Origin of the sequence: Virgibacillus siamensis, from assembly GCF_900162695.1 — a bacterium.
GTDB classification, from domain to species: domain Bacteria; phylum Bacillota; class Bacilli; order Bacillales; family Amphibacillaceae; genus Lentibacillus; species Lentibacillus siamensis_A.
The window spans coordinates 1872301-1892202 of the sequence record NZ_FUIH01000007.1 but is presented as its reverse complement, the minus strand read 5'-3'; the positions used below and the strand labels follow the sequence as shown (position 1 = coordinate 1892202).

The window sequence follows — 19902 nt, the reverse complement described above, 5'->3', positions numbered from 1 at the left end:
CCTGCTTTTCTTTTTTTGGAGTATTGCTCAAGCAACTAAACGTACAATTTGGAGCATAAGGGTTACAAAATGGAATATGCTTTTTGTAAGAGTTCTTTTTAGCAGGAAGCCATATTTCTATGAAATCATGCATCAAGCATAAAATAACTGTACACCCTGGCTGCTGTGTTATAATTTTAAAGAATCTGTTTTCAACTGGGAGCGATTTGGTGATGACGGATGATCCGGGAAAAATCATTATTGTCGAAGGTTTGACAGACAAAAAACAAATTAAAAAGGTCATTACGGAAGACCTCGAAATCATATGTACGAACGGCACACTTGGTGTGGAAAAGTTTGACGAACTTTTGGAAACGTACAATCTCGATAACCGTGATGTGTATATTTTAGTTGATGAAGACAGTTCAGGAGTGAAACTGCGGCGGCAATTGACCAGGGAACTGCCCCATGCCGAGCATATGTACGTTAGCGGTGAATACCGTGAAGTTGCGGCGACCCCTGAACACGATATAGCAGTGGAGTTGGCCGGAAAGGGAATCAGGGTCAATCCGATTTTTTTACTATAGGGTGATCATTTTGCAGGAAGCAACAGAGGAAGTATTACAACAGGATCGTTTGTTACTGTATATCTACACACCATTTTGCGGTACATGCAGTTTGGCAAAATCAATGCTGAATAAAATTGAATCGGTCCATGGTGAAGATATATTTTATGACATGAATGCATCCTTGAATCCTGACTTCATGCAGGAAAATAAAGTGGAAAGTGTTCCATGCCTGTTGATAAAGGAAAACAATGAAGTGAAGGAAAAAGTATATGCATTCCGTTCCATACCAAATATTTATCGTTATCTAATGGAATATAAACCGGAGTTGTTCGCAAAAAATGATTGACATGCCGGCAAATGGATGCTAATATCTTGATTATACTTTTTAAAAATTTAATACGTTTTTCTCTTATCCTGAGCGGTGGAGGGGCTGGCCCTGTGAAACCGCGGCAACCTCAAATGAAGTTTATTTGAAAAGGTGCCAATTCCTGCAAAGCAACAGCTTTGACAGATAAGAGAACGTGAAGATAGCAGCTTACGTCTTTCCGTTCTCTTACGGAAGGGCGTTTTTAATTTGTGACATCGTAATGTCTGAAGGAGGATTTTGTTGATTTCAATCGAGGGTTTAAGCAAAGTATTTACATCTAATAAGAATAACATTACAGCTGTTGATGATTTAACCCTATCCATCAACGAAGGTGAAATATTCGGTGTAATCGGGTACAGCGGGGCAGGGAAAAGTACATTTGTACGGCTTCTGAACCGGCTGGAAGAACCTTCAGACGGAAGAATTGTTATAAATCAGCAGGAAATTACAGCTTTGAATACGAAGCGTTTACGGCTTGCACGACAGGAAATCGGGATGATATTTCAGCACTTCAACCTGCTTTGGTCGCGTTCGGTAAAAGATAATATTGCCTTCCCGCTTGAAATTGCCGGAGTTCCAAAACGTGAACGGGAGGAACGTGTACAGGAATTAATAAAATTGGTTGGGTTGTCCGGGAGGGAAAATGCCTTTCCATCACAGTTAAGTGGCGGTCAGAAACAGCGTGTCGGTATCGCCAGAGCACTCGCAAACAGACCGAAAGTGCTGCTTTGTGATGAAGCAACATCAGCACTTGATCCTGAAACAACAAATGCGATTTTGGATCTTCTGGTTGACATTAATAAAAAACTGGATCTGACTGTTATTTTGATTACCCATGAGATGCATGTCATCCGAAAGATATGCAATCGGGTTGCTGTCATGGAAGAAGGAAAAATTGTGGAGCAAGGTGAGATGATGGATGTCTTCCTGAGGCCGCAGCAGCAGGTTACGAAAAAGTTCGTGGAACAGGTGATGGGTACCAGTGACGAGAATGAAGTATATGCCAGTCTGGTTGAAACGTACCAAAGCGGTAAAATCATCCGCCTGCATTTCCTTGGTGAAACAGCCAATCAGGCAGTGGTGAGCAGTGTCGCCAAGAAGTTTGCCATTGATATCAATATTTTACAGGGAAAAATCACGCAGACACAGCGTGGGGCATATGGAACCCTATTCGTTCAAATAGATGGTCAGCCATCTGAAATAGACAAGGCGGTCGACTATATTAAGAATGAAACCTCTGTGGAAGTGGAGGTGGTCCGTGATGTTGACTGAGTTATTTCCGAATATAGACACCCAGGAGTTGTGGGTTGCCACGTATGAGACTTTTTATATGACGATACTTGCCTTGGTTGGCACGTTGATTCTGGGGATTGCACTCGGATTGATGCTTTTTCTGACCGGAAAAGGTGGTATTTGGCAAAATAAATTTTTAAATATGATTGCTGCAGCGGTTGTGAATGTGTTCCGGGCAATTCCATTCATTATTCTGATTTTGCTGCTGTTCCCATTTACAGATTTTTTAATAGGTACAATCCGTGGACCAAACGCAGCTTTACCCGCCCTGATTATTGGCTCAGCGCCATTTTATGGAAGGCTTGTTGAAATTGCCTTGAAGGAAGTGGATAAAGGGGTAATTGAAGCAGCCAAATCAATGGGAGCTAAAACATGGACTGTTATTTTCCGGGTTCTGCTGCCGGAATCGATGCCGGCACTTGTATCCGGTCTGACTGTTACAGCGATTGCGCTCATTGGCTACACAGCTATGGCGGGTGTTATCGGTGCAGGCGGACTTGGGAACTATGCTTATTTCTTTGGTTTCCAGCGCCGGGAATTTGATGTTGTGCTAATTTGTACCATTCTAATTGTTATTATTGTATTTATTTTTCAGTTCATTGGAGACTTTATTTCCAGTAAATTAGATAAACGATAAAAGGAGAGAATTCAGATGAAAAAGGTATTGGCATTCGTATCTGTATTATTTATTTTAGTACTTGCAGCATGTGGCGGGGATGAATCCAGCGCGAAGGATAATGTTATTAAAGTCGGTGCATCAAGCACACCTCACGCAAAAATTTTAGAAAAAGCAAAGCCAATTTTGAAGGATAAAGGTATTACGCTTAAAATTGAAGAATATCAGGATTATGTACTTCCGAATGAAGACTTGTCCAGCGGTGAAATTGATGCGAACTATTTCCAGCATATCCCGTATTTGAAAAAACAAAAAGCAGAAATTGGTTATGATTTTACACATTTAGGCGGTATTCATATCGAGCCAATGGGAATTTATTCAAAATCATTTGATAGTATTAAGGAAGTACCTGAGGGAACTGAAGTGCTTATGAGCCGCTCAGTTGCGGATCATGGCCGTGTATTGTCACTTTTGGAAAAAGCAGGTTTAATCAAAATAGCAGATGATGTTGATCATGTAGAGGCAACAGTGGATGATATTGTGAAAAACCCGAAAAACCTGAAGTTCTCATATGACTATGAAGCAGCATTTCTGCCTGAGCTTTACGAAACAGAAGAAAATACACTGGTAGCGATTAATACGAACTATGCAATCGGAGCAGATTTGAACCCGATGGAAGATGCACTGATTCTGGAAGGTGAAGAATCTCCATATGTGAACGTTGTTGCTGTAAAGAAAGAAAATAAAGATAATGAAGCATTGAAAACGCTGGTTGATGTGCTGCATTCCGAAGAGATTCAGAATTACATTTTGAAGGAATTTGACGGAGCAGTAGTGCCCGTTGATGGAAAAACTGCTGACAGCAAGTGAACCAGAGTGTTATTGTAGTCGAATTTTAAGGAAACCATAGCAAATGGGAGCAATTCGTAAAAAGTTTTGGTGAAAGTTTGCTATCCAATTTTCTGATTTGTAAATATGGTTCTGGAGAGTGTGAAAGGTTTAAATCACTTTTGGAGCGGGAATCGTCCTATGTTAGCATAGTTATTGTAATCAATTCGAAAGGATGATTCACTATTTATAGTGGCATAAAGATGAATTACACTCCAGAGATGGAGAAAGCAATGCAACAGTCTCACAAGATTGGTTTTGCAGAGTATGAAAGAAAACTTGATCAACGCATTTCCGTGGAAAAGAGACGACAGCATGAATATGATAAGTGTAAGCAAATTGTCGCTGATATTGATAGTCAACTTCATAAATAAAAGTTAACACTGGTGCTCCTGACGGGGTGCCAGTGATTTTTTGATAAAAAAACGCCTTAAAAAAACATTATAATTACACAACCCGCGACATTTAATTTTTTCCTGAAAATGATATATAATAATGTAGAAACTAGTCTTCAATCTTGAATGTTTTCATATATTCAAACATCTGTTTTCAAGGTATTAAAGAGTTGATTATACATTCGAAATGATTTAAGATTGTAATGAGAATAAATTGAGAATGGATGTAATGTCCATTTGAAAAATAAGAACATAATAGTAACTGGAGGTATCGACATGGCAGGATCAACGCTTGAAATTAAAAATCTTCATGTATCCATTGAAGGCAACCAAATATTAAAAGGTGTAGACCTTACGATAAAGGGTGGCGAATTCCACGCTGTAATGGGACCGAATGGTACTGGTAAATCAACACTGGCATCAGCGATCATGGGTCATCCGAAATTTGAAATCACAGAAGGGGAAGTACTTCTTGATGGTGAAAACGTTCTGGAAATGGAAGTTGATGAGCGTGCACGTGCCGGATTGTTTCTTGGAATGCAATATCCAAGTGAAATCAGCGGTGTAACAACGTCTGATTTTCTGCGTTCATCCATTAACGCCCGCCGTGAAGAAGGCGATGAAATTTCATTGATGAAGTTCATTAAAGAAATGGACAGTGTACTCGATTTTCTGGAAATTGATAAGAACATGGCACAGCGCTACCTGAATGAAGGATTCTCAGGCGGGGAGAAAAAACGTAACGAGATTCTTCAATTAATGCTTATTAAACCGGAAATTGCCATCTTGGATGAAATTGACTCCGGTTTAGATATTGACGCATTGAAAGTCGTATCCAAAGGGATTAATAAAATGCGTGATGATAACTTTGGCTGCCTGATTATTACCCACTATCAGCGTCTGTTGAACTACATCACACCAGATAAAGTCCACGTTATGATGCAAGGCCGTGTTGTTAAATCCGGCGGACCGGAATTGGCACAGCGCCTTGAAGCGGAAGGCTATGACTGGATTAAAGAAGAACTTGGCATTGAAGACGAAACAGTTGAACAAGAAGCGTAAAAAGTTAGGAGGGGTAGTATGACTGTAGAAACAAAGCTGCCATACGATAAAGACTATATCAGCCAGTTTTCACAAGATAAAAATGAACCTGAATGGATGCGGGATTTACGCCTTCAAGCTTTGGATCAAGCTGATTCGCTGGAAATGCCACAACCTGATAAAACGAAAATCAGCAGGTGGAATTTTAATAAATTCAAGCATGAAGCTGCTCAAAGCGAAAAAATTTCATCATTGGAAGATTTGCCGGCAGACATCCAGGAATTTCTGGATATGGAAAATAAATCAGGAAACCTATTGATTCAGCGCGATCATACACTTGCCTATGCATCCGTGAACGAGGATTTGCAAGAAAAAGGTGTTATTTTCACTGACATTTTCACTGCACTGAAGGATTATCCGGAACTTGTACAGCGCTATTACATGAAGGATGCAGTAGCTGTTGATGAACACCGTATGACTGCACTCCATGCTGCGTTAATGAATGGCGGGGCATTCGTCTATGTTCCGAAAAATGTACAATTGGAGGAACCGCTCCATGTTATTTTCTGGCAGGAGGACCCGGAGACAGCGTTGTTCAACCACGTATTGGTTGTTGCCGACGATAATAGTTCTCTCACATACGTGGAAAACTATATATCCCGGGATCCTGAACAGGAAACAGTTGCAAACATTGTAACAGAAGTTATTGCAAACAATAATGCACAGATTTCATTTGGTGCTGTTGATAATCTTGCAGCTGGAACAACTTCTTATATAAACCGCCGTGGCGTTGCATACCGCGATGCTAAAATCGATTGGGCATTAGGCCAGATGAATGAAGGAAATACGGTTTCAGAAAACATCACACATCTGATTGGTGATAATTCCGGATCCAATGCACGTGCTGTTTCTGTAGGACGCGGCAAGCAAACACAGAACTTTACCGCTAAAATCGTCCACTTCGGTAAAGATTCGGAAGGGCATATTTTGCAGCATGGTGTTATGAAAGAACAATCCACTGCAATCTTTAACGGTATTGGCAAAATCGAACATGGTGCAACACGATCCAACGCCGAACAGGAATCACGCGTATTAATGCTTAGTGAAAAAGCACGTGGTGACGCCAACCCGATTCTGTTGATAGATGAAGATGATGTAACAGCAGGGCATGCTGCATCAGTCGGACGTGTCGATCCGCTGCAGCTGTATTATCTGATGAGCCGCGGGATTTCCCGTCATGAAGCAGAAAGGCTGATTATTCACGGGTTCCTTGCACCGGTTGTTAATGAACTGCCGATTGCATCTGTAAAAGAACAGTTGACACAGGTAATTGAAAGGAAGGTTTACTAATGGATGTAAAAGCCATACGACAGCAATTTCCTGCACTAAACCAGGAAGTTAATGGACATCCCTTAGTATATCTTGACTCATCAGCAACATCACAAAAACCGCATTCCGTAATTGAGGCAGTTGATACGTACTATCGTCAGGATAATTCGAACGTACATCGCGGTGTTCACACACTGGGCACTAGAGCTACGGAGAAATATGAAGGTGCTCGTGAAAAGGTTCGACGTTTTATTAATGCTGATAGTACCGGTGAAATTATTTTCACGCGCGGTACAACGACATCGATCAATACAGTTGCATACAGTTATGCAAGGGCTAACCTGAAGCCCGGGGATGAAGTTGTGATAACCCCAATGGAACATCACAGCAACATCATTCCGTGGCAGCAGGCAGTGAAAGCTACAGGAGCAACATTAAAATACATTCCAATGCAGCCTGATGGAACAATTACATTGGAAAGTGTCCGGGAAACTGTTACATCCAAGACTAAAATTGTTGCGGTCACGCATGTATCCAATGTGCTTGGTACTGTTAATCCGGTCAAGGAAATCGCACAAATTGCTCACAATAATGGTGCAGTTATTCTAATCGATGGTGCCCAGGGTGCTCCACATATGAAAGTGGATGTAAAAGATATTGACGCAGATTTCTATGCGTTTTCGGGTCACAAAATGTGCGGACCGACCGGAGTTGGCGTTCTGTACGGCAAAAGGGAGCTGCTTGAAAACATGGAGCCTGTTGAATTCGGCGGAGAAATGATTGACTTTGTGAATCTGTACGACTCAACATGGAAAGAGCTTCCGTGGAAGTTTGAAGGCGGCACCCCAATCATTGCCGGAGCAGTTGGATTAGGTGCTGCAATCGACTTTTTGAATGAAGTTGGTATGGATAACATTGCGGAGCACGAGCATAAACTTGCAGCATATGCACTGGATAAAATTCGTGCAATTGATGGAATTACAGTGTATGGTCCGGAAGAACGGGCAGCACTTGTAACTTTCAATCTGAATGATGTTCATCCCCACGATACAGCTACAGTCCTCGATGCAGAAGGTATTGCGGTCAGGGCGGGGCATCATTGTGCACAACCGCTTATGCGCTGGCTGGATGTCACAGCAACCGCACGTGCAAGCTTCTATCTGTATAATACGGAAGAAGATATTGATCGTTTAGTCGATGGACTTTTGAAAACGAAGGAGTTTTTCGGTGATGTCTTTTAACAACCTTGATACACTATATAGACAGGTAATTATGGATCATTATAAAAATCCGAGAAACCGCGGCACTGTTGAAGGTGATGCATTGACCGTCGATATGAATAATCCCACTTGCGGTGATCGGATCCAACTGCAGCTGCAAGTGGAAGATGGAATTGTCAAAGATGCCAAATTTACCGGTGAAGGCTGTTCCATCAGCATGTCTTCAGCATCCATGATGACTCAGGCAATTAAAGGGAAAAAGCTGGATGATGCACTGAAAATGTCAAAAGCTTTTTCACAGATGATGCTTGGGGAAGAATTGGATTTAGATGGTATGGATTTCGGCGACATTGAAGCATTGCAGGGAGTGTCGAAATTCCCTGCCCGCATCAAATGTGCCACCCTTGCATGGAAAGCAATGGAGAAGGGTGTTCAGGAATAAAAGAATTACTGATTAAATCAGTTTTGGAATATAGTACGAACACTACAAGGAGGTATTCAGCATGGCTAAAAACATGCCGGAAATGGAAGAGTATAAATATGGCTTCCATGACAAAGACGTTTCAGTTTTTCGCTCTGGAAGAGGGCTGACTCGTGAAGTGGTTGAAGAGATTTCCAGAATGAAGGAAGAACCACAGTGGATGCTGGATTATCGTTTGAAAGCATTGGAACAATTTTATAAAAAGCCAATGCCACAATGGGGCGGCGATCTTTCTGAATTAAATTTTGACGAGATCGTTTACTATGTTAAACCATCCGAGAGACAGGGTAAAACCTGGGATGAAGTACCAGATGAAATTAAGCAGACATTCGATAAATTGGGTATCCCGGAAGCAGAGCAAAAATATCTTGCCGGTGTATCCGCACAGTATGAATCTGAAGTGGTATATCACAGTTTGAAAGAAGATCTTGAAGAACTGGGGATTATCTTTAAAGATACAGATACAGCACTTAAAGAAAACGAGGATCTTTTCAGAGAATATTTCGGTAAAGTTATCCCTGCATCCGATAATAAGTTTGCTGCATTGAACTCGGCAGTATGGTCTGGTGGATCATTCATTTATGTACCAAAAGGTGTTAAGTCCAATACACCATTGCAAGCTTATTTCCGTATTAACTCGGAAAACATGGGTCAGTTTGAACGTACACTGATTATTGCGGACGAAGGTTCTTCTGTTCACTACGTGGAAGGCTGTACAGCGCCAGTTTATACAACGAACTCACTTCACAGTGCAGTTGTAGAGATTTTCGTTCATAAAGATGCATATTGCCGTTACACAACAATTCAAAACTGGGCAAACAATGTATATAACCTGGTTACGAAGCGTACTTCCGTTGATGCGAACGGAACTATGGAGTGGATTGATGGTAATATCGGATCCAAACTGACAATGAAATACCCGGCATGCCTTTTGAAAGGTGAAGGGGCACGTGGTAATACACTGTCCATCGCAATCGCCGGAAAAGGACAGGTACAGGATGCCGGTGCGAAAATGCATCACCTGGCACCAAACACATCGTCAACGATTGTGTCGAAGTCAATTTCCAAGCAAGGCGGTAAAGTTAACTACCGCGGACTGGTACACTTCGGACGCAAGGCAGACGGTGCGCGCTCAAACATCGAATGTGATACGCTGATCATGGATAATGAATCCACATCAGATACCATTCCATATAACGAAATCAATAATGATAACATTTCACTTGAGCACGAAGCTAAAGTATCCAAGGTCTCAGAAGAACAGCTTTTCTATCTGATGAGCCGCGGACTTGGTGAAGAAGAAGCAACAGAAATGATCGTAATGGGCTTCATCGAGCCATTCACAAAAGAACTTCCAATGGAATACGCAGTCGAAATGAATCGACTGATTAAAATGGAAATGGAAGGTTCGATCGGTTAACCCTAAAAAAACCTTGTCACATCAGTATTTGTGGCAAGGTTTTTTCTTTGATTTTGTTATTTGTTCCCCGTTTGAATGCTTTCTCCAATAGTATTTTCCTGATTTGTTCATTTTCTGTCCATGAGATAAACAATATTCCCCGGACAGGCTGGTTTATCTATGATTCGTCAAGACTTTGAAGACGTTTGTTACAAAGAGATCCTGATTAATTTCCAGGGCAATTCGTGAACATTTTGGTCCAAAACAATTACTCGATCCTGGTCGGAAGTCAGCGATACTTTTACCGTATGCTAAGTTACCTTTATGTTCAACCTCAACCTGTCGTTTTTTGTATTGAAACAATCCGTCAATATCAAGAGCCGCCATTAATGCTGCCAAATCGTGCATCGGTGTTCCTTCAATACCTGGCTCTAATTGTTGATAGACCTCATAATAGAAATCCAGAATTGGTTTGATTATTTCTTCAAGAGGTGAATCGGCAAGCATGTCGATGAGATTGACAACTCGGGGAGTCAATAAGGCATCTCTTGTCACATTTAAAGGTACAATTGTCAGATCAACTACATGTTGACAAATGTAATTAGCTGCAATCGGATCACCGAAAAAATTCGCTTCCGCAACTGGAGTCGCATTGCCTGGTTCGATAAATGCTCCGCCCATCAAGTAGGTTTCCTTAACATCTTCCATCACTTCAGGGCTTAAATAATGGGCTATAGCCAGTGATGTGCAACGTCCGACATTAACGATGGTTACTTCATTCGCGTTATTCTTAATCAAATTGAACAACTTACTGAAATTCGTCCGGTTTGCATAACGTTCTTCTGGAATTGGAGGTTCAATCGGCCCAAGTCCTTCCATACCATGAATTTCAGGAAAGAAGACGGGTTCATCACCACTCAGGGGACGGGTAGCACCAGCAATTACAGGTATATCTGTACGACCTGCCAGTTCCAGCAAGTACTCGACATTCCTGTAAGTTTTTTCCCGTTCGATGTTGCCATAGCCGCTGACCACTCCAATCAACTCTATTTCCGGATTTTTCAACGCGTATATTAACGCAATTGCATCGTCTATACCTGTATCGGCAAATAAAATTATTTTTTTCATTTTTTCACCCCAATCTACCCTATGGAAAAACAGACAGGTTTGCTTGTATGTTTGTCCGACACTGATAGAACACAGCCAGTATCAGCGAATTTAAAATGAAAAAAAATCTTGACATAAAAACCGTCCAGACGGTATACTGGAATAAATGAAAAATTGAAGTGGATACTGGTGTCTAAGAACAAGCTGGCCGATTTAACGATATTTGGGGATTGGGGGTATCTGTTATGATGAGATATCAAAAAAAGGAACAATTTGCTGCAAGTCAGAGCACAAAACATACTTTGAAAAGGGTTGGTATTTTTCTTTTTATACTTTCCTGGATTTTATATGGCATTGCTTTTGTTGTTCCCTTTGCTCCTCTATCTACCAACATAAAAGTCATTATGATTCCTGTATTTGTTGTGTTGGGGGAAGTTGCGTTTTGGATTAGTTGTATTATTGCTGGCAAGGAATTGATGAAACGTTATCGAAAATACTTGAATCCTGTAAATTGGTTTAAAAAGTCAAGGGATAAAAAATCCCAACATGAATATTGAAGGAATGCATCCGCAGTGCTGTTAAATATTTTTTCAAAAGCAGGCGGAGTGAATAGTTCAAGGATAAAATGCACTATCAGTTAATATAACAAACCCTTGCCATGAGATCTTTGCGGCAAGGGTTTGTTGTATATATTCGCTATAAAAACAGATTAATGATCCAGTAAAATATTCCGGCAAGTATTGCAGTGATTGGGAGGGTTATAAACCAAGTGATTATCATTCGTTTGGCAACGCCCCAGTTAACTCCTTTAACACGGTGAGAAGCACCGACACCCAGGATTCCTGATGAAATAACATGTGTTGTACTGACAGGAAGGTGAATCAATGTTGCTCCGAATATAACAGCTGCTCCCGTTAAATCAGCTGCCACACCATTAATCGGCCGTATCTTCATAATTTTACCACCGACTGTTTTAATAATTCTCCAGCCTCCAATAGAAGTTCCCAGCCCCATCGCTGTGGCACAGGCTACCTGCACCCAAAAGGGAATTGAGGTGGAATCATGCATATTTCCCGCAATCAGCGCCATCGTAATGATCCCCATTGACTTTTGGGCATCGTTCGTACCATGGGAATATGACTGCAGTGAAGCTGTTGCTATTTGCACAAGCCGAAATCGCTTGTTGGTTTTGGATAAATTACTGTTGTTCCTAAAAACGAATTTAATAATTCCATATAAAATAAAACCGATCAGAAAAGCAAGAACCGGGGATGCCAGTAATGCAATAATAATCCCGCTAAGTCCGCTATAGTTAATCGCATGCAATCCTTCCGATACAATTACCGCCCCTATTACCGATCCGATAATGGCATGGGAAGAACTGCTTGGGATGCCGAAATACCAAGTGATTAAGTTCCAGGTAATCGCAGCAAGTAAAGCAGCTAAGATAACAATTAAGCCGTTTTCCAAATTAAATGGATTTGTAATTCCACTGGTAATCGTTTGGGCAACACCGGTAAATGTCAGTGCTCCAACAAAATTCATTACCGCCGCTAATATAACCGCCTTCCTCGGTGTGAGGGCTTTGGTTGATACAGAGGTGGCAATAGCATTAGCTGTATCATGAAAGCCGTTGATAAAATCAAAGGCCAGGGCAAAAATCACTATTAATATGACTGTTAAAAAAAGAATATCCATCCGAATCCCTCTTTACGCATTTTTCATGATGATGCTTTGAAGTGTGCTGGCGACGTTTTGGCAGGCATCTGCAATATCTTCCAGCGTCTCATAAATTTCTTTGTATTGTATGACAACTATCGGATCCTTTTCGGATTGGAATAAGTTTCGCAACGATTCACGGTATAAGTCGTCACATTGCTGTTCATAATCCTTGATCATAATCGCGTGGGATTCAACCTTCTTTAATTTTTTATCGGCAATTAACTCCATTGCAGTCAAAATTTCATTTGAACATTTTAATATGTTGTCTGAAAAACGGTCAATATAGTTGTCGGAATTTAAGATTTGGTAAATATCCATTAATGCAGTAAATTGCTCCATACCATCCATGATATCGTCCAGAGTCATTGTCAACTGCATGATATCCTCTCGTTCAATCGGCGTTATAAAGGCCTGATTTAAATTCTTGATGATATCATGTACTTTATTGTCTGCCTCTGTTTCATATTGTTTAATCGTATTGGCGAATTCTCTCAATGTTACTGGGTCTTTTACTTTGTAATGAACGAAATGATCTGTTGCTTGAACTAAATGCTGAGCAAAATCGACCAAGTAAAGTGAAAATTTATCTGACTTTTTATTGAACATTTAATGTCCCTCCATTATGAAATACGAAACATGGGTTTTATTAAATACAGCCATTTTTAGACAATTAACGACACAAAATAACAAAATCCTTTTTCATCTTATCAAAAAAATATCCCCGATGCTACTGATATTTGTGTTTTTATCACAAGGAGCATGTACCAGTCATGTCCAAGCAGGTTATGAGCGGTGGATTGATCTGTAAAAGCGTTAAGTTGATGAAGTTGGGGGAACAAGAAAATGAAAGGTGGGGGCAAATCAGATCTATTATTTTAAAGTGTGCTGCGAAGCAAAATCATTATTTTTTAGAGGGCCCATCATCATCCATAATATCTTTTGTCGCATTTTTAAACTCATTTAATGCTCTTCCAACTGACTTTCCTATTTGCGGCAATTTGGAAGGACCAAAAACGACCAATGCAATGACCAGGATTACAATTAATTCTGAAAAACCAATATTACTTAACATATATCATCACTCCAAAGGATATTTAATGCTTACCAAATATTATAACGCTTGTTATTAAAATGTACCAATTCAACATATCTGCTATACTATAGGATTATAATTAATAATGGACAAGCTATCTATTACGGAGGTTAATCATGCAAGAATGGGTAACAGATATAATGGAGCAATTCGGTTATATTGGAATTCTTTTTATGATGGCGTTGGAAAATGTATTTCCGCCAATACCATCAGAGGTGATTCTCCCTTTCGCAGGGTTTATGACAACGACAACCAAATTGACTTTTATGGGAGTTGTCGTTACATCAACTACAGGATCGGTACTTGGCGCAATCATTCTTTACGGGATTGGTGTGCTTTTCGATGTGGAACGGATGGAGAACATTGTTGACAGATGGGGACATATCATCCGTGTTCGAAAAGAAGATATTCGTAAGGCAGACGGGTGGTTTGACAGATATGGCTATTGGACTGTACTGTTTTGCAGGATGATTCCGCTTGTAAGAAGCTTAATTTCGATTCCAGCTGGTATGTCAAATATGAAATTTTGGTTATTTTTACTGTTTACCATGATCGGTACCGTTGCATGGAATGTGATACTCATTTCAATTGGCGCTGTCTTGGGTGAATCATGGACAGATATTCTTCAGTTTATGGATATATACTCAACGATAACTTACGCACTGATTGGTGCTGGAATCATCGTGTTGATTATTCTGTTCATCCGAAAGAAAAGGAATAATATGAAAGGTTAAGGATATTTAATCTGTAAAAAATTAGATATATAGTCCGGTATCGATATGTACAGTTTCATTGTTATAATGAGCTGTACATATTTTTATTAGGTTGAACATACTGCTTCCCCCCCTTATTCGTAATTACAGCCCGCCTTAGTGACATGATACAATTAAAAACAATGGTATTTATTTGTAAAATATGTTTAACCTTATCATCTTTAGGAAATTAAAACCTTGTGGAAATAAAATTAATCCACGATTGAGGTTTATGAAAGTTGAAAACGAGGAGGAGCAAATAGGTGGATAAAAAGAAAAAACATAAGGACAAAACACAACACCTGCACAAAGATGATGTTACTGTAGTTGACACAGAGGTGGCGAAAAAGTCGGTTGTTGCAACAGCGATAGGGAATGCAATGGAATGGTTTGATTTCGGTATTTATTCATATCTCGCTGTTATTCTTGGTGCTCTATTTTTCCCTGAGTTTAGTGGTCCATTGCAGCTGGTGTTCAGTTTTGCCACATTTGCTGTCGCTTTTTTAGTTCGTCCATTTGGCGGGTTATTTTTCGGAATGCTTGGTGACCGATTAGGGCGGAAAAGGATCCTCGCCATTACTTTAATTATAATGGCATTTGCAACGCTAAGTATCGGGTTGATTCCAACGTATTCTTCCATTGGCATAACAGCCCCTATATTATTGCTTGCTGCCAGATTGGTTCAAGGCTTTTCGGCAGGCGGGGAATATTCGGGTGCCATGACGTTTATTGCAGAGTCAACGGCAGATAAGAAGCGGGGATTTTTGTCCAGTGGTCTTGAAGTAGGTACTTTAGTGGGGTATATCACTGGTGCCGGAATAGTTACACTGCTTACATTTGTTTTAGGATCAGAAACGATGCATGACTGGGGATGGCGAATCCCGTTCTTCATTGCTGCTCCTATTGGCATCATTGGCTTTTACCTGCGAAGTAATTTGGAAGAAACACCGGCGTTTGAATCCAAAACCGAGGAAGCGGGCAATGAGGATCGAAAGGCATCCCTTAAAAATATATTTGTGTACCATCGCAGGTCATTACTGATTGGTTTAGGGCTGGTTTCTTTTTATAATACCGTATACTATGTCATATTGACCTATATGCCTTCCCATTTAAATGCTGTGCTTGGATACGGGGACACCAAGGGATTGTTATTAATACTTGTTGTGATGGTCATCATGATTCCATTTGTCTTAACGGCGGGTTATTTTAGTGACCGTATCGGGAATAAGCGGATTATTATGTTCGGCTTATCCGGAATGATTATTTTGTCTGTTCCATCGTTTCTATTAATCGGAAGCGGAAATAACTGGCTGGTTTTCCTTGGGTTATTGATATTGGGAGCGCTGCTCGCATCATTTCAAGGTGTTATGCCATCATTATTGCCTTCGCTCTTCTTTACAGAGGTACGGTATGGATCATTGGCAATTACGTATAATGTAGCGACATCAGTATTCGGAGGTACAGCACCGCTCGTTGTGTCATGGTTGATCAGCGCAACGATGACCAGGCTTGTTCCAGCATACTATATCATCTTTGCCTCCATAGTCGGCATTCTCATTGTTGCATTTTTCGTTGTTGAGACTTCGGGAAAATCATTGAGAGGTCAGCCGCCTGCTGTTGAAGAGAAGGATGAGATTAAAGATGTTCTGGAAGATCCTGAAGAAGCATTATGGTGGACCGATGAAAAAAGTGAAATAGCAGAACGAAAAGATGATTACAATAATGAAAATGAAGTATAAGTAAATAGATCTTTACACAGTGCCACATAAACGGGAAGTTTTATGTGGCATTGCACGTATTTGTCATCAAATCGGTATTGGCTGCAATTTGAATTCGTGCATTTCACTTCCGATTAATGCTACTATAAAGGAAGAGAGATGGATTGGTAGGGATTGGCTTTGGTTTATATCATATGTATTGTGATTGCAGTGGCAGCTGCATTTGTTGGCAGTTTGATCGGGCTAGGCGGGGGGATTATCCTGATTCCAAGCCTGTTATTTTTATATAAATATTCCGATGCCTTCGCATGGGCGGAACCACAGATGATTGTCGGAATATCGCTGGTCACAATGGTATTTACTGCTTTTTCCTCAACAGTATCCTATATGAAAAAAGGGAGAGTGGATTACAAAACTGGTTTGTTGTTCCTGATTGGCTGTATCCCGGCCGGTATTTTCGGGGCGTGGCTGAATCAATTTGTGAACAGTAATGGATTTTCGCTTTATTTCGGGATGTTAATGATTGGGTTGTCGATGCTTTTTCTAATCAAGCGAAAACGGCCGGACACGGTTCCGGGAAATAAGGAAAAAGTACGTACCTTCACAGTTGATGATGAAACGTATCATTATAATGTATCAGTTTGGCAGGCAATTGTAATCTCTGTTATCGTTGGAATACTTTCCGGTTTGTTCGGTATTGGCGGCGGATCTATTCTGGTACCGGCGTTAATACTGCTTTTTGGGATACCGGTGCATATTGCATCAGCAACTTCCATGTTTATGATATTTTTTATTAGCATAATCAGCTCGGGCACACATATTTACCTTGGTCATGTTATCTGGGAGTACGCTATCCTGTTTATTCCGGGTGCATTGGTTGGCGGTGTAATCGGTGCGAAAGTTAATCAGCATATCAAAGGAAATAAGCTGGAATGGGTGCTGCGGGTTATATTGATTATTATTGGAATCCGCTTAATAGTTGAAGGATTGATGTAAGGAGTATTTTCATGCAAGAAAAAATACATTTCTACTATACAAATGATTTACATAGTAATTTTGAGAATTGGTCTCGAGTCGTAGCTTATTTTAAAGCTGAAAAAGAAAAACGGAAATCAGAAGACAGCTCTTGCTGGATGGTGGATATTGGGGATCATGTGGACCGGGTTCACCCGATTGCTGAAGCATTTATGGGAAAGGCAAATGTACGGCTTTTAAATGATGCAGGTTTCGATCTTGCGACAATTGGCAATAATGAAGGGATTACGCTGGCACATGACGATTTGCGCCATTTGTATGACGAAGCGGAATTTCAGGTTACGTGTGCCAATTTGCACAGTATGACGGCAGATGAACCCGATTGGCAGCAGCCAACGATAAACATTCAATCCGTAGGCGGTGTTAAAGTAGGTGTGATTGGCCTGACAGCCCCGTTTAATGCTTTTTATGAACTACTGGACTGGCATATTTCACCGCCATATAAAACATTGGAAAAATATATAACCGAATTAAAAAAACAATCGGATGTGATTGTGCTGCTATCACATCTTGGCATCTCCGAGGATCAGGAAATTGCCCGGCGATTTGGTGATGTTGATCTGATTATTGGCGGACATACACACCATCTGCTCCGGGATAGTGAAATCATCAACGACACCTTGATTACCGCTGCAGGAAAGCATTGTGCATTTGTTGGCGAGGTTACGCTGACATGGGACCATACTGCACAATCGATTGTAAAAAAGGAAGCACACACAACAGATATTACCCATATGGCGAAAGATCTTCGGACTGAGGAGACATTGCATGACCTGAGCATTCGGGCGGATAAAATTCTGGGGCAGCCGGTGATACATCTGGAACAGCCGATTGATGTAAAATGGTTCCAACAGACAGAAATCATGCAAAAGCTGACTGATACTATAAAAGACTGGACGAATGCAGACGTCGCGATGCTCAATGCGGGGATCCTGCTTGATCAGCTTCCGGCAGGCGATGTAACATATAAAGATATTCATCATATTTGTCCGCACCCGATCAATCCATGTACGGTTGAGTTGAGCGGTGATGAACTAATCGAGGTTGTCCGTGCTTCCTATACGAAGGAACTGACGGAACTGAAACTAAAAGGATTTGGCTTTCGCGGTGAAGTAATCGGTAAAATGATTTTTTCAGGAATACATGTTGATACTATTTTCCGTGATGACGGACATGAATATGTTCAACAGGTAACCCGTAATGGCAGTCCGCTTGATCCGGATAAAACATATAAAGTGGCGACTGCCGATACTTTCACATTTGGCCGGCTGCTGCCGGAAATCGCCAAATCAGAAACGAAGCAATACTATTTACCGGAGTTTCTTCGTGATTTGCTTGCTGATACATTGCGTACTCACTTCGGCTAACCACTTAAAATCCAGGTGACAATATGTCTTCCGCCTGCATACCATATCATGTGTATCAGGAGGGAGGCATTTTTCGGATGTTGACTGTCAATCCGCTAGAGGTGGAAGGTATGTTCTTTACGGCAATCACAGTAGAACTTCCAAAAACAAATTTACTGGTGATTTCAAATGAGATAGGCTACATTATGTGTGGTGCGCTGGATGTCGATTTGTTGAACGAGGTGCTGGCCGACAGAAAGGTTATCGCCGGCCGTGCAGTCGGGGTGAAAACAATTGATCAGCTGCTTCATGCACCACTGGAGAAAATAACCGATGCTTCCGGGGAATACGGCTGGGAACCGGGAATGATCGGCAAAGATGCCCTGCTGAAAATATCATGACGAATCAAATTGACTACAGCTGGATGGAATTTAATTCTAACCCCCTATAAACAAGCATACGTTGTTTTAGGGGGGTTTTTTTAATGATGAAACGGCCAATGCTTATCCATAAAAAACGATCACCCCGGACACCGCCTCCGGTAAAAAGTATCATCATTATTACAATGGTTTTATTTATCACTTCGGTTTGGTTCAGCTTTTGGATTATTAACCAAGGTTTTAAACCGGTGTTGATGGATATCGCGAAAATTAAAACACAAGAGTTTGCAACAAGAGGGATTAATATGGCTGTTAAGTTTGCGGAGAACTATGATTTTGATGACATATTTGTTACCACAACAGATAATGAGGGGCAAGTTACCACCCTTAGCTGGAAAACGAATGTGGTCAGCAAGATAAACAGGGTTGCCACAGATCGGGTGGAAGAATTTTTTATGGCGATGAACGAAGGAAGGCAGCCTCAATATGAAGAATCATTGGATGAACCGATTGAATATAATGGCACTGCGGAAGACTTGCCAAACAAAGATCCAACTGTTGTGGAAATCCCGCTTGGTCAGATAACAGGTAATTCAGCGCTTGCCAATCTAGGTCCGAAAATTCCGGTTAATTTGGAGCTAGCCGGAAGTGTGCGAACAGATGTCATCAGGAATGTAGAACCGTTTGGTATTAACAACTCACTGGTTACCATTTACATACTTGTCGAGGCTGATGTACAGGTAGTTATTCCGTTCACATCGGAGGTAGAGGAAGTCAGTACGAAAATACCGATTGATTCAACTGTTATTATGGGTCCGGTGCCGGAGTTTTACGGAGCTGATGGTAATAATCCATCCATATCTGTTCCAAAAGACTCCTTGAAGAAAGACAAATAAACTGCTATACTATGCTAGGAAATTAAATAGCATTACCTTATCAGATCGGTGAGGTAGAGGTGCAGCTGGCATAAGTAATCAATTCGAGTATGACATCGATGACGATTGATGAAAGGGCCATTTGCCGAAGCGTAGTGGAGGTCATGTCCATTATTGCTGGTATGTTTTTGAATAAAAAGCATACTGTCATGCTGATTCGAAGTGCATGGAGAACTACTGATCGTGATGGAGGATAACAATTACTAAAGCGAAGCAATGGTAGGTTATTTTCTATCG

The 19902-nt window shown here is 40.9% G+C and carries 21 protein-coding genes and 2 riboswitches; of the genes, 17 read left to right on the top strand and 4 right to left on the bottom strand.

Features of this window, described 5'->3' with window-relative positions; genetic code table 11:
- Positions 1 to 212: 212 nt before the first annotated feature.
- The 10 genes from B1K71_RS13350 to sufB all read left to right on the top strand — a co-directional run bounded on the left by B1K71_RS13350 (position 213) and on the right by sufB (position 9598).
- Entirely contained in the window at positions 213 to 566 is a 354-nt protein-coding gene (locus B1K71_RS13350) for a toprim domain-containing protein (protein WP_077327889.1), read from the top strand.
- Between the two features lie 10 nt (positions 567 to 576).
- Entirely contained in the window at positions 577 to 894 is a 318-nt protein-coding gene (locus B1K71_RS13345; protein ID WP_077327886.1) for a thioredoxin family protein, read from the top strand.
- 60 nt (positions 895 to 954) lie between these two features.
- A riboswitch (SAM riboswitch) is annotated at positions 955 to 1066 on the top strand.
- Between the two features lie 89 nt (positions 1067 to 1155).
- On the top strand, positions 1156 to 2187 hold the full coding sequence (locus tag B1K71_RS13340) for a methionine ABC transporter ATP-binding protein (protein WP_077327883.1): 1032 nt from the start codon (positions 1156 to 1158) through the stop codon (positions 2185 to 2187).
- Entirely contained in the window at positions 2177 to 2845 is a 669-nt protein-coding gene (locus tag B1K71_RS13335) for a methionine ABC transporter permease (protein ID WP_077327880.1), read from the top strand. The genes B1K71_RS13340 and B1K71_RS13335 overlap by 11 nt, the downstream gene beginning before the upstream one ends.
- Positions 2846 to 2860: 15 nt before the next feature.
- A complete protein-coding gene (locus tag B1K71_RS13330) occupies positions 2861 to 3694 on the top strand; it encodes a MetQ/NlpA family ABC transporter substrate-binding protein (protein WP_077327877.1) in 834 nt (277 codons plus the stop codon).
- A gap of 689 nt (positions 3695 to 4383) precedes the next feature.
- Positions 4384 to 5169, top strand: a complete 786-nt coding sequence (sufC, locus tag B1K71_RS13325) for a Fe-S cluster assembly ATPase SufC (RefSeq protein WP_077327874.1) — start codon at positions 4384 to 4386, stop codon at positions 5167 to 5169.
- 18 nt (positions 5170 to 5187) lie between these two features.
- Positions 5188 to 6498 (top strand): Fe-S cluster assembly protein SufD, encoded by a 1311-nt coding sequence (sufD, locus tag B1K71_RS13320; RefSeq protein WP_077327871.1) that lies wholly within the window; start codon positions 5188 to 5190, stop codon positions 6496 to 6498.
- The gene (locus B1K71_RS13315; protein ID WP_077327868.1) at positions 6498 to 7718 is read left to right on the top strand and encodes a cysteine desulfurase; all 1221 of its coding nucleotides are present in this window, start codon (positions 6498 to 6500) and stop codon (positions 7716 to 7718) included. The genes sufD and B1K71_RS13315 overlap by 1 nt, the downstream gene beginning before the upstream one ends.
- Positions 7708 to 8139, top strand: a complete 432-nt coding sequence (gene sufU / locus B1K71_RS13310; protein WP_077327866.1) for a Fe-S cluster assembly sulfur transfer protein SufU — start codon at positions 7708 to 7710, stop codon at positions 8137 to 8139. The genes B1K71_RS13315 and sufU overlap by 11 nt, the downstream gene beginning before the upstream one ends.
- A 61-nt stretch (positions 8140 to 8200) precedes the next feature.
- Positions 8201 to 9598, top strand: a complete 1398-nt coding sequence (gene sufB, locus B1K71_RS13305) for a Fe-S cluster assembly protein SufB (RefSeq protein ID WP_077327864.1) — start codon at positions 8201 to 8203, stop codon at positions 9596 to 9598.
- A gap of 153 nt (positions 9599 to 9751) precedes the next feature.
- Here the strand turns inward: sufB and B1K71_RS13300 are convergent, their stop codons facing one another.
- Complete coding sequence (locus B1K71_RS13300; RefSeq protein ID WP_077327860.1) at positions 9752 to 10705, bottom strand: nucleoside hydrolase; 954 nt, start codon at positions 10703 to 10705, stop codon at positions 9752 to 9754.
- A 227-nt stretch (positions 10706 to 10932) separates the two neighbouring features.
- Here B1K71_RS13300 and B1K71_RS13295 point away from each other — a divergent pair, with 227 nt between their 5' ends.
- On the top strand, positions 10933 to 11241 hold the full coding sequence (locus tag B1K71_RS13295; RefSeq protein ID WP_175631911.1) for a transporter suffix domain-containing protein: 309 nt from the start codon (positions 10933 to 10935) through the stop codon (positions 11239 to 11241).
- A gap of 139 nt (positions 11242 to 11380) precedes the next feature.
- Here B1K71_RS13295 and B1K71_RS13290 read toward each other — a convergent pair whose 3' ends face one another.
- From B1K71_RS13290 to B1K71_RS13280, 3 genes are all read right to left on the bottom strand, one after another.
- Positions 11381 to 12382, bottom strand: a complete 1002-nt coding sequence (locus B1K71_RS13290) for an inorganic phosphate transporter (RefSeq protein ID WP_077327854.1) — start codon at positions 12380 to 12382, stop codon at positions 11381 to 11383.
- Between the two features lie 12 nt (positions 12383 to 12394).
- The gene (locus tag B1K71_RS13285; protein ID WP_077327851.1) at positions 12395 to 13012 is read right to left on the bottom strand and encodes a DUF47 domain-containing protein; all 618 of its coding nucleotides are present in this window, start codon (positions 13010 to 13012) and stop codon (positions 12395 to 12397) included.
- A gap of 295 nt (positions 13013 to 13307) precedes the next feature.
- Complete coding sequence (locus tag B1K71_RS13280; RefSeq protein WP_077327848.1) at positions 13308 to 13478, bottom strand: twin-arginine translocase TatA/TatE family subunit; 171 nt, start codon at positions 13476 to 13478, stop codon at positions 13308 to 13310.
- A gap of 137 nt (positions 13479 to 13615) precedes the next feature.
- Here B1K71_RS13280 and B1K71_RS13275 point away from each other — a divergent pair, with 137 nt between their 5' ends.
- From B1K71_RS13275 to yunB, 6 genes are all read left to right on the top strand, one after another.
- Positions 13616 to 14233 carry a DedA family protein gene (locus tag B1K71_RS13275; RefSeq protein WP_077327845.1) on the top strand — a complete coding sequence of 206 codons (618 nt, stop codon included), beginning with the start codon at positions 13616 to 13618 and terminating at the stop codon, positions 14231 to 14233.
- A gap of 281 nt (positions 14234 to 14514) precedes the next feature.
- Positions 14515 to 15990 carry an MFS transporter gene (locus B1K71_RS13270; protein ID WP_245799271.1) on the top strand — a complete coding sequence of 492 codons (1476 nt, stop codon included), beginning with the start codon at positions 14515 to 14517 and terminating at the stop codon, positions 15988 to 15990.
- 153 nt (positions 15991 to 16143) lie between these two features.
- A complete protein-coding gene (locus tag B1K71_RS13265; protein ID WP_342742137.1) occupies positions 16144 to 16965 on the top strand; it encodes a sulfite exporter TauE/SafE family protein in 822 nt (273 codons plus the stop codon).
- 11 nt (positions 16966 to 16976) lie between these two features.
- Positions 16977 to 18371 (top strand): bifunctional metallophosphatase/5'-nucleotidase, encoded by a 1395-nt coding sequence (locus B1K71_RS13260; protein WP_077327842.1) that lies wholly within the window; start codon positions 16977 to 16979, stop codon positions 18369 to 18371.
- Between the two features lie 77 nt (positions 18372 to 18448).
- Complete coding sequence (locus B1K71_RS13255; RefSeq protein ID WP_077327840.1) at positions 18449 to 18751, top strand: YunC family protein; 303 nt, start codon at positions 18449 to 18451, stop codon at positions 18749 to 18751.
- An 83-nt stretch (positions 18752 to 18834) separates the two neighbouring features.
- Positions 18835 to 19626 carry a sporulation protein YunB gene (yunB, locus tag B1K71_RS13250; RefSeq protein WP_245799269.1) on the top strand — a complete coding sequence of 264 codons (792 nt, stop codon included), beginning with the start codon at positions 18835 to 18837 and terminating at the stop codon, positions 19624 to 19626.
- A 46-nt stretch (positions 19627 to 19672) separates the two neighbouring features.
- Positions 19673 to 19850, top strand: a riboswitch (Lysine riboswitch).
- Positions 19851 to 19902: the final 52 nt, after the last annotated feature.

Bases quoted from the DNA above. Each gene is read 5' to 3' on its own strand.
- sufB (WP_077327864.1), top strand. From the start codon at position 8,201: ATGGCTAAAAACATGCCGGAAATGGAAGAGTATAAATATGGCTTCCAT.
- sufU (WP_077327866.1), top strand. From the start codon at position 7,708: ATGTCTTTTAACAACCTTGATACACTATATAGACAGGTAATTATGGAT.
- B1K71_RS13315 (WP_077327868.1), top strand. From the start codon at position 6,498: ATGGATGTAAAAGCCATACGACAGCAATTTCCTGCACTAAACCAGGAA.
- yunB (WP_245799269.1), top strand. From the start codon at position 18,835: ATGATGAAACGGCCAATGCTTATCCATAAAAAACGATCACCCCGGACA.
- B1K71_RS13335 (WP_077327880.1), top strand. From the start codon at position 2,177: ATGTTGACTGAGTTATTTCCGAATATAGACACCCAGGAGTTGTGGGTT.
- B1K71_RS13275 (WP_077327845.1), top strand. From the start codon at position 13,616: ATGCAAGAATGGGTAACAGATATAATGGAGCAATTCGGTTATATTGGA.
- B1K71_RS13330 (WP_077327877.1), top strand. From the start codon at position 2,861: ATGAAAAAGGTATTGGCATTCGTATCTGTATTATTTATTTTAGTACTT.
- B1K71_RS13290 (WP_077327854.1), bottom strand. From the start codon at position 12,382: ATGGATATTCTTTTTTTAACAGTCATATTAATAGTGATTTTTGCCCTG.
- sufC (WP_077327874.1), top strand. From the start codon at position 4,384: ATGGCAGGATCAACGCTTGAAATTAAAAATCTTCATGTATCCATTGAA.
- B1K71_RS13295 (WP_175631911.1), top strand. From the start codon at position 10,933: ATGAGATATCAAAAAAAGGAACAATTTGCTGCAAGTCAGAGCACAAAA.
- B1K71_RS13260 (WP_077327842.1), top strand. From the start codon at position 16,977: ATGCAAGAAAAAATACATTTCTACTATACAAATGATTTACATAGTAAT.
- B1K71_RS13300 (WP_077327860.1), bottom strand. From the start codon at position 10,705: ATGAAAAAAATAATTTTATTTGCCGATACAGGTATAGACGATGCAATT.
- B1K71_RS13280 (WP_077327848.1), bottom strand. From the start codon at position 13,478: ATGTTAAGTAATATTGGTTTTTCAGAATTAATTGTAATCCTGGTCATT.
- B1K71_RS13255 (WP_077327840.1), top strand. From the start codon at position 18,449: ATGTTGACTGTCAATCCGCTAGAGGTGGAAGGTATGTTCTTTACGGCA.
- B1K71_RS13350 (WP_077327889.1), top strand. From the start codon at position 213: ATGACGGATGATCCGGGAAAAATCATTATTGTCGAAGGTTTGACAGAC.
- sufD (WP_077327871.1), top strand. From the start codon at position 5,188: ATGACTGTAGAAACAAAGCTGCCATACGATAAAGACTATATCAGCCAG.
- B1K71_RS13285 (WP_077327851.1), bottom strand. From the start codon at position 13,012: ATGTTCAATAAAAAGTCAGATAAATTTTCACTTTACTTGGTCGATTTT.